The sequence below is a fragment of the Nocardioides cynanchi genome (assembly GCF_008761635.1).
Classification (GTDB): domain Bacteria; phylum Actinomycetota; class Actinomycetes; order Propionibacteriales; family Nocardioidaceae; genus Nocardioides; species Nocardioides cynanchi.
The window spans coordinates 638,850-653,362 of record NZ_CP044344.1 but is presented as its reverse complement, the minus strand read 5'-3'; the positions used below and the strand labels follow the sequence as shown (position 1 = coordinate 653,362).

Here is a 14,513-nt window from a genome sequence, read left to right as displayed (position 1 = left end):
CGGGAGTGTGAGCATGCAGTCGACCGGGCCGGCTGTACTCGAGCGTCGACGCGTTGCACTGGACGGCCACCCCCTGACGCCTACGGTGGGCTCATGGATCGTCGCCACGCCCGCTCCGGATCGCCGTTCGAGGACACGATCGGCTTCAGCCGGGGGGTCCGGGTCGGCAACACCGTCGCCGTCGCGGGCACGACGCCGGTCTGGCCGGACGGGCAGGTCGACCCCGACCCGGCGGTGCAGGCGCGACGGTGCTGGGAGATCGCGCTGACCGCGCTCGACGAGCTCGGTGGACGGGCCGAGGACGTGATCCGCACCCGGCAGTACGTCGTCACCGCCGACATCGCGGACGCCGTCGGGGCCGTGCACGGCGACGTGTTCGGCGACGTGCGACCCGCCAGCACGATGATCGTGATCGCCGGGCTGCTCGACCCGCGCTGGCTCGTCGAGGTCGAGCTGGACGCGATCGTCGGCTGAGGGTGCAGTGAGGCTGGGTGAGGCAGGGTCACGCGACCAGCTCGACGGGGTAGCGCAGGTCCAGCCGCAAGGCCTCCCGCCCCGGCATCGGCGGAGCTCCGGACCGGTAGGCCCTGCCGCCGGGTGTGACCCCCTCGACGGTGTGCCTGGCGCCGGGTGACGGTCCGGCCCGCCAACCGCGAGCCTCCTTGGCGTAGTTGCACGCCTCGCAGAGTCCCTGACCGTTGACCACGCTGGTCATGCCGTCGCCGGAGACCGGGACCACATGGTCGTGGTGCCGGATCGGCGCGCCGCACCACGGCGTGCGGCAGAGCTGGTCCGGAGGTCGATCAGCAGCGCGAGTGCCGGCGTGAAGCAGCGGGACGTCGAGTCGCGGCCACCAGTGCCCCGGACTCCGGCTTCACATAGAGGCGACGGAGCTCGGCCAGGCCCGCCTCGGCAGCGGTCGTGACGAGCTCGCGGGCCAGCTCGGCCGGGATCGGCCCGAACCCGTCGAGGTGGCCGGCGTCCTCCGCGGTGCCGAACAGCACGTCGTCGGCCACCACCACGTGGGCGAGGACCCGAGGCACGGTCACCTGTCCGGTTCCGAGCAGCCGCTCGACCAGCGTGTCGGCCATCAGCTGGCCGCGGCTGCGGTCGTCGCCCGCCGCCCGCAAGGAGTCGACGCGCTCAGCGAGGCTGCGCAGGACGGCGACGCCCTGCGCCGCGGGAAGCTCGGCGGACAACCGCGACATCACGTCGGGAGCCGGCCGCAGGGTCACCCGACGCTGCGCCTCGGCGACCCGGCGCCGGGTCACCCAGGACTCGGCGTCGAGCGCGTAGGCGTGACGGCGTACGGCATCCCCAGCTCACGGTCACCCAGGAGCTCCAGCGCCCCGACGTCTCCGGCCACCCGGCGGTCCACCTCGCGCCGGTCGGCGCGCGAGAGGCAGGCTGTCTCGCGAGCCAGGATGGTGGCTCGCCACTCGCTGACCCGTCCTGCTCGCAGCGCGGCCCGCGTGTGCGGCATCTCGGTGGCCAGGACCTTGCCGAGGCCGAGGTGCTGCTGCCCGCGGTGCGGCGACTCGCAGCGCGCGAGGGCGATCTCGTGAGCGACCCCCTGGCCCTGCCGGGACTCGGGCACGCCACGCTCGGCAGCCCGTGCCCGCATCGAGGCGTCGACCTCCACCGAGAGCGCGGCCTGGAGCCCCGCAGCGGCGTTCTTCAGGTGCTCCAGAGCGGTGATCAGGTCGAGCCGGGCTCCGTCCTGCGCAGGGCCCGGCGCCGTCGCCACCGCGGCCACCCATCGCTCCACCACGGCAGGGTCGAGCTCCGGAGCCCCCCGAGGGGATCGTGCGGAAGTCGATGACTCGAACATGTGTTCGATTCTACGCCCGCCCACCGACCGTGTCGAGAGGTTGTGGAGCGCTGCGGAAGAAGCCTGCCGCCTCACGGACTCGTGGCGGACCCCAGCAGATAACCCCGTGGCTACGCGAGCGGCGAGCGGTCACGAAGGGGTCGTTAACCCCTGGGCTCCAGGCCATCGGGTCGTTGCTGAACGCGAGTCCAGGGAGACCAGCACCGTGAACCTGTGGGCCCCCTCCAGCTCTCCAGGTGGTACGACGTCATCCGGCCCGCGCCGATCCGGGGCGCGGCCCGGTGGCTCGTGATCCAGTGGTCCGGCCCCTCCCCAAGACGCACCTCCGACGCACCTGAGACGCACGTGAGCGCCCGTCAGCTGCGACTAGGCCAGCTCGTCACGACGCCGGGTCAGGTAGGCGATCTCGGCGGTGTTGCCCGCCAGCTCGATGGCCCGGTCGTAGGCCGCCCGCGACTCGGCGGTGCGCCCCAGCCGGCGCAGGAGGTCGGCCCGGGTGACGTGGTAGGCGTGGTAGCCGTCCAACGAGGCTCCGAGCCGGTCCACGGAGGCCAGGGCCACCTGCGGGCCGTCGAGCTCGGCGACCGCCACGGCCCGGTTCAGGGCGACGATCGGCGACGGATCGAGGCGGACCAGCTGGTCGTAGAGGGCCACGATCTGGCCCCAGTCGGTGGCCCGCGCCTCGGGGGTCGAGGTGTGGACGGCGTTGATCGCGGCCAGGATCTGGTAGCGCCCCGGTGGCGCGCCACTGGCCAGTCGTTCGCGCACCAGCCGGTGGCCCTCGGCGACCAGCCCGGCGTCCCAGGAACCCCGGTCCTGCTCCCCGAGGGTGACCAGGTCGCCGGTCGCCGAGAAGCGGGCCTTGCGGCGCGCCTCGATCAGGAGCATCAGCGCGAGCAGGCCGGCCGCCTCGCCGTCGTCCGGGAGGAGGCTGCGGACCAGTCGGGTGAGCCGGATCGCCTCCTCGCTCAGGTCGCGTCGGACCGGCTCGGAGTCGGGGCCGGTGGCCAGGTAGGCCTCGTTGAACACCAGGAAGAGCACGGCCAGCACACCCGACACCCGGCTCGGGAGGTCCTCGGCGGACGGCACCCGGTAGGGGATCCCGGCCGCCTTGATCTTGGCCTTCGCGCGGGTGATCCGCTGCCCCATGGTGGTCTCCGGCACCAGGAACGCCCGGGAGATCTCGGGCACGGTCAGGCCACCGACCATGCGCAGCGTCAGCGCCACCCGGGTCTCCATGGCCAGCGCCGGGTGGCAGCAGGTGAAGATCAGCCGCAGCCGCTCGTCCTCGATCGCCCCGAGCGGCTCGGGCGGGCTGTCGTCGTACGACATCACGGCCTCCCTGTGCTTGTCGTCGCGCTTGCTCTCGCGACGGATCCGGTCGATGGCCTTGCGGTTGGCGGTGGTGGTCAGCCAGGCGCCGGGGTTGGGGGGTACGCCGTCGGTCGGCCACCGCAGGACCGCGGTGGCGAAGGCCTCCGCCGCCGCCTCCTCGGCGATGTCGAGGTCCCGGAACCGCCGGGTCAAGGAGGCCACCACCCGCGCCCACTCCTGGTGGTGGGCCTCGGTGATCGCTTCCCGGACGTCGACGTCGTTCATCTGTCGATCATCTCCTGTGTCGGGTGGCCGTCCTGCGCCGCTCACCCCTCCGACGAACGGCCCGACCCGGATCCGACACCTCTCGCCGGATTCCTCCCGGGCCGGGTGTCGGTGGCGTAGGTCAAGATGGTCGGGTGCCGCCGGACCCCGCCTCCGCACTGGAGCAGTTCAGTGCGCCGACCCGGGAATGGTTCGGCGCGGCGTTCGCCGAGCCCACGCCGGCCCAGACCGGGGCTTGGCAGGCGATCGCGCAGGGCCGCCACGCCCTCGTCGTCGCCCCGACCGGGTCGGGCAAGACGCTGTCGGCGTTCCTCTGGGCGATCGACCGGCTGCTCACCGAGCCGCGGGCCGAGCGTGGCACCCGCGTCCTCTACGTGTCCCCGCTCAAGGCGCTGGCGGTCGACGTCGAGCGCAACCTGCGCTCGCCGCTGATCGGGATCCGCCAGACCGGTGAGCGGCTCGGCGAGCGACTGCCCGAGGTCAGCGTCGGCATCCGTTCGGGCGACACCCCGGCCGCCGAGCGACGGACCCTCGCCCGCACTCCTCCCGACATCCTGATCACCACCCCGGAGTCGCTGTTCCTGATGCTGACCAGCCAGGCGCGCGAGAGCCTCCGGCACGTCGAGACGGTGATCGTCGACGAGGTGCACGCCGTCGCCGGCACCAAGCGCGGCGCCCACCTCGGCCTGAGCCTCGAGCGGCTCGACGCCCTGCTGCCGCGACCGGTCCAGCGGATCGGGCTGTCGGCCACCGTACGACCCCTCGACGAGGTCGCCCGGTTCCTCGGGGGCAGCGCGGCCGTGGAGATCGTGGCGCCTCCCGCGGTCAAGCAGTGGGACCTGAAGGTCGTCGTGCCGGTCGAAGACATGACCGCACCCGCGCCGTACGACGACTCCGGCGACGAGGACGCCGACAACCGCGCCGCCGCCTCGATCTGGCCCCATGTGGAGAACCACGTCGTCGACCTCGTCGAGCAGCACAGCTCGACCATCGTCTTCGCCAACTCCCGGCGGCTGGCCGAGCGGCTGACCGCACGCCTCAACGAGATCGCCGCCGAGCGGGCGGGGGTCGACCCGGAGGGTCCCGACTCCGCTCGACCACCGGAGGGTCCGCCCGCGCAGGTGATGGCGCAGTCCGGTGCCTCCTCGGGGGCCGCCCCGGTGATCGCCAAGGCCCACCACGGCTCGGTCTCCAAGGAGCAGCGCGCCCTGATCGAGGACGACCTCAAGCGCGGTCGGCTGCCCTGCGTGGTGGCCACCAGCAGCCTGGAGCTCGGCATCGACATGGGTGCGGTCGACCTGGTGATCCAGATCGAGTCCCCACCCAGCGTGGCCAGCGCGCTCCAACGCGTCGGCCGGGCCGGCCACCAGGTCGGCGAGACCAGCAGGGGGGTGCTGTTCCCCAAGCATCGGGGCGACCTGGCCCAGACCGCCGTCGCGGTGGAGCGGATGCGATCGGGCCTGATCGAGTCGATGCGGGTCCCGACCAACCCGCTCGACGTGCTGGCCCAGCAGGTCGTGGCGATGGTGGCCATGGAGGCGTGGTCGGTCGACGACCTCTACGACCTCGCGCGCCGCTCCGCGTCGTACACCCAGCTGCCGCGGGGCGCCTTCGACGCGACCCTTGACCTGCTGGCCGGGCGCTACCCGAGCGACGAGTTCGCCGAGCTGCGACCCCGCGTCGTCTGGGACCGCGTGACCGGCCAGCTCACCGGCCGCCCCGGCGCCCAGCGGCTCGCCGTCACCAGTGGCGGAACGATCCCCGACCGCGGTCTGTTCGGGGTCTTCCTGGTCGGAGGCGAGGGCCCGGGCCGGCGGGTCGGCGAGCTCGACGAGGAGATGGTCTACGAGTCTCGGGTCGGCGACGTGTTCGCGCTGGGCGCGACCTCGTGGCGGATCGAGGACATCACCCACGACCGCGTGCTGGTCACCCCCGCGCCGGGCGTGCCGGGGCGACTGCCGTTCTGGAAGGGCGACGCCCTCGGGCGGCCCGCCGAGCTCGGCGAGGCGATCGGCGCCTTCACCCGCGAGCTCGGCGCCACCACCCGCGAGGCTGCGATGAGGCAGGCGGAGGAGCGTGGTCTCGACCCGTGGGCCGCCGGCAACCTGGTCGGCTACGTCCACGAGCAGGTCGAGGCCACCGGGGTCCTGCCCAGCGACCGCACGCTCGTCGTCGAGAAGTTCCGCGACGAGCTCGGCGACTGGCGCCTCGTCGTCCACTCGCCGTACGGCACCCCCGTGCACGCGCCGTGGGCGCTGGCGATCAACGCCCGCCTGCGCGAGAGGTACGGCGTGGACGGCCAGGCGATCGCCTCCGACGACGGCATCGTGATCCGGATCCCCGACACCGACGCCGAGCCGCCGACCGGTGAGGTGATCGCCTTCGAGCCCGACGAGATCGAGGGCCTGGTCACCCAGGAGGTCGGCGGTTCGGCGCTGTTCGCCTCGCGCTTCCGTGAGTGCGCGGCTCGCGCCCTGCTGCTCCCCCGCCGCGACCCCGGCCGCCGCTCGCCGCTGTGGCAGCAGCGGCAGCGCAGCGCGGCGCTGCTCGAGGTCGCCTCGAAGTACCCCTCGTTCCCGATCGTGCTCGAGGCGGTCCGCGAGTGCCTCCAGGACGTCTACGACCTGCCCGCGCTGGTCGGCCTGATGCGGCGCGTCCAGCGCCGCGAGGTCGGCATCCACGACGTCGACACCCACCAGCCGTCGCCGTACGCCCGGAGCCTGCTGTTCGGCTATGTCGCGCAGTTCGTCTACGAGGGCGACTCCCCCATCGCCGAGCGCCGCGCCGCCGCATTGGCCCTCGACCAGGGGCTGCTGGCCGAGCTCCTGGGGCGCGCCGAGCTGCGCGAGCTGCTCGACCCCGACGTGCTCGCCGAGATCGAGGCGACCCTTCAGCGCACCGACCCCGAACGACGTGCGCGCGACGCCGAGGGCGTGGCCGACCTGCTGCGCTGGCTCGGCCCGCTCAGCACCGACGAGGTCGCGGCGCGCAGCGTCGACGGCCACGACGTCGCGGGCTCGCTCGCGACCCTGGCCGACGCCCGCCGTGCGGTCGCGGTGCGGATGGCCGGCGAGCAGCGCTGGGCCGCGATCGAGGACGTCGGCCGACTGCGCGACGGGCTGGGCACCCCGGTCCCACCCGGCGTGCCGGACGCCTTCACCGAGCCCGTCGACGACCCATTGGCCGACCTGGTCAGCCGGTTCGCACGCACCCACGGTCCGTTCACCGTCGCCGACGTCGCGGCCCGGCTCGGTCTCGGCGCCGCCGTCGCCCGGCACACCCTGCAACGCCTGGGCGGTCAGGGCCGCGTGCTCGAGGGCGAGTTCCGGCCGTCCGGCTCCGGCGCGGAGTGGTGCGACGCCGAGGTGCTGCGGATGCTGCGCCGGCGGTCGCTGGCGCGCCTGAGGCAGGAGGTCGAGCCGGTCGAGCCGGCGGCGATGGGCCGGTTCCTGCTGGCCTGGCAGCACGTGCACCGCGCCCAGCGCGGACGACCTCGCGGCGTCGACGGGGTCCTCCAGGTCGTCGACCAGCTCTCCGGCTACCCCGCACCGGCCTCGGCCTGGGAGTCGCTGATCCTCCCGGCCCGGGTCGCGGACTACGAGCCGGCCCTGCTCGACGAGCTGACGGCCTCTGGCGAGGTGACCTGGGTCGGCCACGCCGCGCTGCCCGGCAGCGACGGCTGGGTGTCCCTCCACCTCGGCGACCAGGCCCCGCTGACCCTGCCGCACCTGGATCCTCTCGAGCACTCCGAGCTCGGCCAGGCCGTGCTCGACGCCCTGGCACCCGGCGGCGGCTGGTTCTTCCGCCAGCTGGCGACCGCCACGGGCGCGACCGACCGGCTGCTCCAGACCGCCCTGTGGGACCTGGTCTGGTCGGGCCGGGTCACCAACGACACGTTCGCTCCCCTGCGCGCGCTCACCGGCGCGGGCGGCGGCAGCCACCGGGCCCGCCGTACCCCACCGCGGGCCCGCGCCTCCCGGCCCCTGCGAGCGGTGGGTCGTTCGGCGCCTCCGCCCACCTCGGGCCGGTGGGCCCTGCTTCCCGAGCGCGACCTGGACCCCACCCGCCGCGCCCACGCGACCGCCGAGCGGATGCTGGAGCGCCACGGGGTCGTAACCCGCGGTGCCGTGGTCTCCGAGCGCACCGTCGGAGGCTTCGCGGCGGTCTACAAGGTGCTGTCGGCCTTCGAGGACTCCGGGCGGTGCCGCCGCGGCTACTTCGTGGAGGGTCTGGGGGCCGCGCAGTTCGGGACCGCCGGGGCCGTCGACCGGCTGCGGACGTTCACCGACCTGCCGGGTGCCGGCGACTCCGACGGGAAGCCGGCCGCGGTGACCCTCGCGGCGACCGACCCGGCCAACCCCTTCGGCGCCGCCCTGCCCTGGCCCGATCGCGACACCGCAGGAGGCCACCGGCCGGGTCGGAAGGCCGGCGCCCTGGTCGTGCTCGTGGACGGCGCGCTCACGCTCTACGTCGAGCGTGGCGGCAAGACCCTGCTCACCTGGACCGACGACGCCGCGCTGCTCGGCCCGGCTGCCCAGTCGCTGTCCGAGGCCGGGCGCCGCGGGGCACTCGGCCGGATGACCGTCGAGCGCGCGGACGGCGAGCAGATCCTCGGGGGCGGCTCCACCCCGCTGCGCGAGGCGCTCGACGCGGCCGGCTTCGTCTCGACCCCGAGGGGGCTGAGGCTCCGTGCCTGAGGGTGACACCGTCTGGCGCACGGCGCAGCGCCTCGACCGGGCGCTCAAGGGTCAGGTGCTTACCGCCAGCGACGTCCGGGTCCCGGCGTTCGCCACCTGGGACCTCGCCGGCGCCAGCGTGCTCGAGACGGTCTCCCGGGGCAAGCACCTGCTGACCCGGATCGAGGGCGAGCAGCAGTGGACCCTGCACACCCATCTGAAGATGGAGGGCGGCTGGCGGGTGTTCAAGCCCGGGCAGCACTGGTCGCGCCCGGCTCACACCGCACGGGTGGTGCTGACCACCGCGAACGCCGTGGCCGTCGGGTTCTCCCTCGGGATCGTGGAGATCGTGCCCCGCGAACGCGAGTCCGACCTCGTCGGTCACCTCGGGCCCGACCTGCTCGGCCCCGACTGGGACCTCGACGAGGCGCTGCGCCGGCTGCGCGAGCAGCCCGACCGGACCATCAAGGAGGCGCTGCTCGACCAGACCAGGCTGGCCGGCATCGGCAACATGTATGCCTGCGAGCTGTGCTTCATCTCCGGGGTCCCGCCACAGACCCCGGTCGACCAGGTCCCCGATCTGCCCCGCATGGTCACCCGCGCCCACCAGCTGCTCGACCAGAACCGGCACCGCGCCATGCAGAGCACCACCGGCGACCTCTCACGCGGTCGCCAGCTCTGGGTCTACGCGCGCGCAGGCCGGGAGTGCCGGCGCTGCCGGACCACGATCCGGCAGGCGGAGCTGGGCCCCGAAGGCCAGGAGCGTGCGACGTACTGGTGCCCCTCGTGCCAGCCGAGCCGCGGCTAGTCAGGCGGCGGAGGCGACGACCGGGCGACGACCGGTGATCGGGGTCGGGGCCGTGGCGGCCTCCTCGACCGCGACCGCTCGCGACACGTCGTGGAGCACCGCGGACAACGGAGTGTCCAGGGCGGTGCAGAGCGAGGCGAGGAGCTCGGAGGAGGCTTCCTTCTGACCGCGCTCGATCTCGGAGATGTAGCCCAGGCTGACCCGGGCCTCGGCGGAAACCTGCCGCAGGGTCAGCCCCTGCTCAAGGCGACGCTCCCGGAGGACGTCACCGAGCAAGCGACGAAACATCGCCATCTGCGGCCTCCTCCTTGAGTCGTCGAACGGTGGTCGTGGGCGAAACGCTACCCGAGTGGGGGTTGTTCCCGACGAAGGATCCCACACAGGGCCGACAGCGCCTCCCGACACGCCCGCTCCTGGACCTGGTGGCGGTCGCCGACCAGCTCCATCGTGAGCGTGGTGACGCCGTCCGGACCGGCGATTCCGACGAAGACCGTCCCGACCGGCTTGCCCTCCTGGCGGTCGGGCCCGGCCACCCCCGTCGTCGACAGGGCGTACGACGCGCCGGTGGCGGACCGGCACCCCGTGGCCATCGCACCCGCGCACTCGGCCGACACCACGCCGTAGGTCTCGACCAGCGCGTGGGGCACGCCGAGCAGTGACTCCTTGAGCCCCGTCGCGTAGGTCACGAAGCCGCCGAGGAAGTGCGCCGAGGCTCCGGGGACGGAGGTCACGGCAGCCGCCAGCCGCCCTCCGGTCAGCGACTCGGCGGTGCCCAGGGTGGCCTGCGCGTCGGCCAGCAGGGCGAGCGCCTCGACGGCGACGGCGTCGGGGGTGGGGCGGCGCCTCATCCGTCGACCCTAGCCGTGCGGGTTACGCTGCGTCGCGTGAGCCGCCCGATCGAGGACTACGCCATGATCGGCGACCGGCACACCGCCGCGCTGGTCGCCAGCAACGGCTCGATCGACTGGCTCTGCGTGCCGCGGTTCGACTCCCCTGCGTGTTTCGCGGCCCTGCTCGGCGACGAGGAGAACGGCCACTGGCAGCTCTGCCCGGCCGGCGACTACACCGTCACCCGCGCCTACGTCGAGCACGCGGCGGCCCTGCAGACGACCTTCACGACGGCGACCGGGGTGGTCACCCTGCTCGACGTGATGCCCACCGGTGACGACCGGATCGACGTCGTACGACGGCTCACCGGTGTGGAGGGCACCGTACGGATGCACCACGAGTGGGTGGTCCGGTTCGACTACGGGAGCGCCAAACCCTGGGTCCGCCGCCGCCGGGTCGAGGACGGCGACCCGGTGATCACCGCGGTCGCGGGTCCGGACAAGCTGGTGCTGCGCGGGCCCCGGCTGCCCCATCCCAGCGACCACAAGCACGTCGACGACTTCGAGGTGCGCCAGGGCGAGGTGCTGACCTACTCGATGACCTGGCTGCCGTCGCACCTGCGGACGCCCGGCCCGCACCGCTACACCGTCGACGAGTCGATCGACGAGGCCGTCGAATGGGTCGCGGCCTGCGACCTGACCGGCGTACCCCATGCCGAGCTGGTACGACGCTCGCTGCTGACCCTGCACCTGCTCACGCACGCGGAGACCGGGGGGATCGTGGCCGCCCCGACCACGTCGCTGCCCGAGGACTTCGGCGGCGAGCGCAACTGGGACTACCGCTACTGCTGGCTGCGAGACGCCTCGCTGACCCTGATGGCGCTGCTGGAGGCGGGGGCGACCGACGAGGCCCGCTTCTGGCGGGACTGGCTGCTGCGCGCCGTCGCCGGCGACCCCGAGGACGTCCAGATCATGTACACCGTCGACGGGTCGCGCCGCCTGCCCGAGATGACCCTCGACCACCTGCCCGGCTACGCGGCCTCCCGTCCGGTCCGGATCGGCAACGGGGCGGTCGAGCAGCGCCAGACCGACGTGACCGGCGAGGTGATGATCGCCCTGGAGGCGGCCCGCGAGTCCGGCCTCGGGGACAGCGACAACGCCTGGGCCCTGCAGCGGCTGCTGGTCGACCACCTCGCCGAGACCTGGCAGGAGCCCGACAACGGGCTCTGGGAGATCCGCGGACCGCTCCAGCACTTCACGCACTCGCGGGCGATGGTGTGGGCGGCGTTCGACCGGGCCGTCCGCGCCGTGGAGCTGCACCACCTCGGCGGCGACGTCGAGCGCTGGCGGGTGGTCCGCGACGAGGTGCGCGACGAGATCATGACGCAGGGGTTCGACACCGAGCGGAACACCTTCACCCAGCACTACGCCACCTCCGAGGTCGACGCGTCGCTGCTGATGCTGCCGCTGATCGGCTTCATCGAGGGCGACGACCCGCGGATGCTGGGCACGATCGAGGCGATCGAGCAGGACCTGATGCACGACGGGCTGCTGATGCGCTACCGCACCCAGACCGGCGTCGACGGCCTGGCCGGTCACGAGTTCCCGTTCCTGGCCTGCTCGTTCTGGCTGGTGTCGGCGTACGCCGCCGCCGGGCGCCACCACGACGCCCACGCCCTCTTCGACCGGCTGATCGGCCTGTGCAACGACGTCGGGCTGCTCTCCGAGGAGTACGACCCCGTCGGGCAGCGGATGGTCGGCAACTTCCCGCAGGCCTTCAGCCACCTGACTCTCGTGCAGGCGGCCTTCCGGCTGCGGGAAGCTGCCGACTGATCCCTACTTCGGGCCGTTGGTGACGGTGACCGACACCGTGGTCGAGCTGGGCTTGGTCACCTGGTCCCCGAGGTAGCGGACCTCGACGACCTGCGTGCCGGCACCGGCGAAGGGCCCGACGACAGTGCTCGCCGTCCCGTTCGCCAGGGTCGCGGTGGCGACCCGCTGCCCGCCGATCCAGAGCTCGACCGTGCCGGTCGGAGTCGCCCCGAGGGCGCCGCTGACCGTCACGTCGATCCGGGACGTGCCCTTCTTCTTCTGGATCGTGCTCGGGCTCGCCGTCGCGGTGGTCGTGGACTCCTGCTGCGTGAACGGCGCGCTCAGGCCGACCAGCTCGGGGTTGTGGTCCGAGGCGCGGAACTGGTCCGGCGCGTAGAGCGGCTCGGCGTTGTAGTTGAAGCGGCTGTACTCGAAGCCCACCGACTCCTCGGCGTTGATCTGCCACACGTCGCGACCGGTCACCATCGAGGCCGCCGCCGTGTTGGCCAGCACGTGGTCGAGGGAGCCGGCCATGCCACCGAACTCGTAGGAGGTGTCCCTCTTGTCGTCGCTGGGCTGGTTGACGAACCCGTTCTGGTAGAGCACCTGCATCGGGTCCTCCTGGGTGTAGGAGTTGAAGTCACCCACCAGGAAGATCTTCCGGGTGCCGTCGGCCTGAGCCGTGGCCTGGGCGAAGTCGACCAGCGCGTGCGCCTGCCGGATCCGGTCGGGGTTGGCCAGGCCCTGTCCGGTGCCGTCGTCGACGCCGGAGCCCTTGGACTTGAAGTGGTTGACCACGACCAGGAACCCGTCGGAGTCGAAGGCGCCCTTGCGCTTGAACTCCTGGGCCAGGGGCTCGCGGGCGTTCTCGAACGCGCCGCCGGTCCCCGACTCCGTGGAGAGCACCGTGGACGGGCCGACGAGCTGCACCGTGTTCGGGTTGTAGATGAACGCCGTCCGGATCACGTCCTGGTCGGCAGGAGCCGGGAGGTCGGCCGGGCTCGGTGACGGTGCAAAGGCCCACCGGGTGGACCCGGCATCGGCGTTGAGCGCGTCGACGAGCTTGGCGAGCGCGTCGTCACGGTTCTTGCCGAACTGCACGGAGTTCTCGATCTCCTCCAGCGACATCACGTCGACGTTCATGAGGTTGATCGCCTTGACCTCCTTGGCCAGCTGGCGGTCGAGGTTGACCTGGTCCCAGGCCCCGCGCGGCCCGTTCGGGCTGCACTGGTTCACGTCGATGGGGTTGCCCTCACGGTCCTTGAACGACGTGCAGGCGTTGGGGTTGCCGGTCAGCGCGTCGTACTCGGCGGCCGAGGTCGGGAAGAAGTTCTCGACGTTGAAGGTGCCGAGCTCGAGGTCGCCCCCGACGGCCTGCGGCCGCAGGTTGGGGGTGCGGGTGTCGCTGAAGGTCGCCACGGCCGAGCCGTCGTCGGTGACCTGGTGGGTCGGCTGGAGCTCCCAGAGCCCGTTGCGGAAGTCGAGGATCACCGGCTGGCGGAGGGTCGCGGTCGAGCCCACCCGGACCGGGTTGTCGGGCCGCAGCCACGGCATCACGGTGTTCTTGCTCGTGGTCAGGTAGTTCGCCGTGGCCCCGTCGTTGAGCACGACGCCCCGGGCGGCGTTGTCAGCCTGGACCGACGCCACCCCTGCCGGGTCGATGCGCGGGTTGAACAGGTCGGTCGGCTGCCACAGCTGGTGGTCACCTGTGGCCAGGCCGATCTCTCCGTACTGGTTGGTCGAGAAGTTGTCGGTGACCGTGAACTGGTCGGTGGGGGCGACCAGCTCGCTCTCGTGGGCCTCGCGGCCGGCGTCGGTGGTCGGGTAGGCCAGCGAGAGCGGGGTGACCCCGGTCGGGGCCGTGCCTTCGTCGTGGAGATCGGCGGCGTCGACGTTGAGCTCGGTCAGACCGTTGAACTCACTCACCGTGCCGGTCACCTTCACCAGGTCACCGACGGTCGCGGCGACCGCGCCGCTGGGCTGGTGCACGAAGACCGCGTCGGACTCACCCTGAGTGGCGTCGGGGCCGGAGCCGGTGCCGTCGGTCTGGATCGTGTAGCCGAAGAACCCGCCGGTCGGGTACGCCGCGGTGACGACACCCTCGGTGACCACGGGCTGCCCGGCGTACGGCGAGGTGTCACCGGTGCCCTGGATCTCGGCGATCGTGTGCGGGGTGGGCGGGGGCGGCGGCGTGGTGGGGCAGGCGGCGCCACAGGCGCTGGGGGTGGGGCTGCCGGCGGTGAAGTCGGCGACGTTGCTGTTGGTGTCGGTGCCCGCGCCGTCGCGGGAGACCGAGGTCGTGTTGGTCGTCGCCGGACCCTTGGCCGCCTCGAAGGCGGTGGCACTGCCCCAGCCCACGAAGTCGAGCACCTGCGTGTTCGAGATGTCCCCGGTACCCGGGTCGATCGCGCTCGTGCTGTCGGCCAGGAACAGCTGACCGCCGGTCGCGGCCACCCCGATGGAGCCGATGTGGTCGGGGGTCGGCAGGTCCTGCATACCGCCGAGACCCGCGGCCTCCTGGACGAGGTAGGTGGCTCCCGCGGGTACGTCGACCGACGGCAGCGGGTCGATGTTGGAGGACCCGGTCGGGCCGGTCCCGGTCGCCGAGCGGTACTGCAGGCTCAGGCCACCGAGCGAGATCGTGTGGGTGGTGGTGTTGCGGATCTCGACGAAGTCGTTCTTGAGGGTGGCGCCGCTGTTGCCGCCGCCGCCGTACACCTCGTTGATCACCGGGCCCGGACCGGCGGTGTTGGCCGAGGCGGTGCCGGTGAGCCCGGCCAGGCCGCCCAGCGCCACCGCCAAGGTCGCCGAACCGGTGAGCAGGCGGCGGCTGCGCGCGCGCGAAAGAGGTCGCATGAGGGGGGTCCTTCCGAGATCCGAGAGGTCGGGGCTACCGACCGGTGGTGGTGCGCGTCACCCTAACCCCCCTGGGTCGGGATCCGGCGACCCGGGCGGGACGG

The 14,513-nt window shown here is 72.9% G+C and carries 11 protein-coding genes; 4 read left to right on the top strand and 7 right to left on the bottom strand.

What is annotated here, in order from left to right; all coding sequences use genetic code 11:
• Positions 1–93: 93 nt before the first annotated feature.
• On the top strand, positions 94–474 hold the full coding sequence (locus E3N83_RS03400) for a RidA family protein (RefSeq protein WP_151081980.1): 381 nt from the start codon (positions 94–96) through the stop codon (positions 472–474).
• 28 nt (positions 475–502) lie between these two features.
• Here the strand turns inward: E3N83_RS03400 and E3N83_RS19730 are convergent, their stop codons facing one another.
• The 4 genes from E3N83_RS19730 to E3N83_RS03390 all read right to left on the bottom strand — a co-directional run bounded on the left by E3N83_RS19730 (position 503) and on the right by E3N83_RS03390 (position 3,430).
• On the bottom strand, positions 503–757 hold the full coding sequence (locus E3N83_RS19730; protein WP_272950299.1) for an HNH endonuclease: 255 nt from the start codon (positions 755–757) through the stop codon (positions 503–505).
• Between the two features lie 46 nt (positions 758–803).
• Complete coding sequence (locus tag E3N83_RS19725; RefSeq protein WP_202879388.1) at positions 804–1,271, bottom strand: 13E12 repeat family protein; 468 nt, start codon at positions 1,269–1,271, stop codon at positions 804–806.
• Positions 1,268–1,768, bottom strand: a complete 501-nt coding sequence (locus E3N83_RS19720; RefSeq protein WP_202879308.1) for a hypothetical protein — start codon at positions 1,766–1,768, stop codon at positions 1,268–1,270. Before E3N83_RS19720 ends, E3N83_RS19725 begins: the two co-directional genes overlap by 4 nt.
• A 429-nt stretch (positions 1,769–2,197) precedes the next feature.
• The gene (locus E3N83_RS03390; RefSeq protein ID WP_151081979.1) at positions 2,198–3,430 is read right to left on the bottom strand and encodes an RNA polymerase sigma factor; all 1,233 of its coding nucleotides are present in this window, start codon (positions 3,428–3,430) and stop codon (positions 2,198–2,200) included.
• A 134-nt stretch (positions 3,431–3,564) separates the two neighbouring features.
• Here E3N83_RS03390 and E3N83_RS03385 point away from each other — a divergent pair, with 134 nt between their 5' ends.
• Both E3N83_RS03385 and E3N83_RS03380 read left to right on the top strand, forming a co-directional pair.
• A complete protein-coding gene (locus E3N83_RS03385) occupies positions 3,565–8,127 on the top strand; it encodes an ATP-dependent helicase (protein ID WP_191907929.1) in 4,563 nt (1,520 codons plus the stop codon).
• The gene (locus E3N83_RS03380; RefSeq protein WP_151081978.1) at positions 8,120–8,914 is read left to right on the top strand and encodes a DNA-formamidopyrimidine glycosylase family protein; all 795 of its coding nucleotides are present in this window, start codon (positions 8,120–8,122) and stop codon (positions 8,912–8,914) included. The genes E3N83_RS03385 and E3N83_RS03380 overlap by 8 nt, the downstream gene beginning before the upstream one ends.
• Here the strand turns inward: E3N83_RS03380 and E3N83_RS03375 are convergent, their stop codons facing one another.
• Together E3N83_RS03375 and E3N83_RS03370 are read right to left on the bottom strand one after the other, a co-directional pair.
• Positions 8,915–9,208, bottom strand: a complete 294-nt coding sequence (locus E3N83_RS03375) for a helix-turn-helix domain-containing protein (protein WP_151081977.1) — start codon at positions 9,206–9,208, stop codon at positions 8,915–8,917. It abuts the gene before it with no gap.
• A 47-nt stretch (positions 9,209–9,255) separates the two neighbouring features.
• Entirely contained in the window at positions 9,256–9,762 is a 507-nt protein-coding gene (locus tag E3N83_RS03370) for a CinA family protein (RefSeq protein ID WP_151081976.1), read from the bottom strand.
• Between the two features lie 36 nt (positions 9,763–9,798).
• On the opposite strand from E3N83_RS03370, the gene E3N83_RS03365 reads away from it, so the two are divergent.
• Positions 9,799–11,574: a glycoside hydrolase family 15 protein gene (locus E3N83_RS03365; RefSeq protein ID WP_151081975.1), complete on the top strand. Its 1,776-nt coding sequence runs from the start codon at positions 9,799–9,801 to the stop codon at positions 11,572–11,574.
• A 3-nt stretch (positions 11,575–11,577) separates the two neighbouring features.
• Here the strand turns inward: E3N83_RS03365 and E3N83_RS03360 are convergent, their stop codons facing one another.
• Positions 11,578–14,409, bottom strand: coding sequence for an ExeM/NucH family extracellular endonuclease (locus E3N83_RS03360; RefSeq protein WP_151081974.1), 2,832 nt, complete (start codon positions 14,407–14,409; stop codon positions 11,578–11,580).
• Between the last annotated feature and the right edge of the window lie 104 nt (positions 14,410–14,513).

What these genes read in the sequence shown, in the direction of transcription:
- E3N83_RS03400 (WP_151081980.1), top strand. Translation starts at nt 94, where the DNA reads ATGGATCGTCGCCACGCCCGCTCCGGATCGCCGTTCGAGGACACGATC.
- E3N83_RS03390 (WP_151081979.1), bottom strand. Translation starts at nt 3,430, where the DNA reads ATGAACGACGTCGACGTCCGGGAAGCGATCACCGAGGCCCACCACCAG.
- E3N83_RS03375 (WP_151081977.1), bottom strand. Translation starts at nt 9,208, where the DNA reads ATGGCGATGTTTCGTCGCTTGCTCGGTGACGTCCTCCGGGAGCGTCGC.
- E3N83_RS03370 (WP_151081976.1), bottom strand. Translation starts at nt 9,762, where the DNA reads ATGAGGCGCCGCCCCACCCCCGACGCCGTCGCCGTCGAGGCGCTCGCC.
- E3N83_RS03360 (WP_151081974.1), bottom strand. Translation starts at nt 14,409, where the DNA reads ATGCGACCTCTTTCGCGCGCGCGCAGCCGCCGCCTGCTCACCGGTTCG.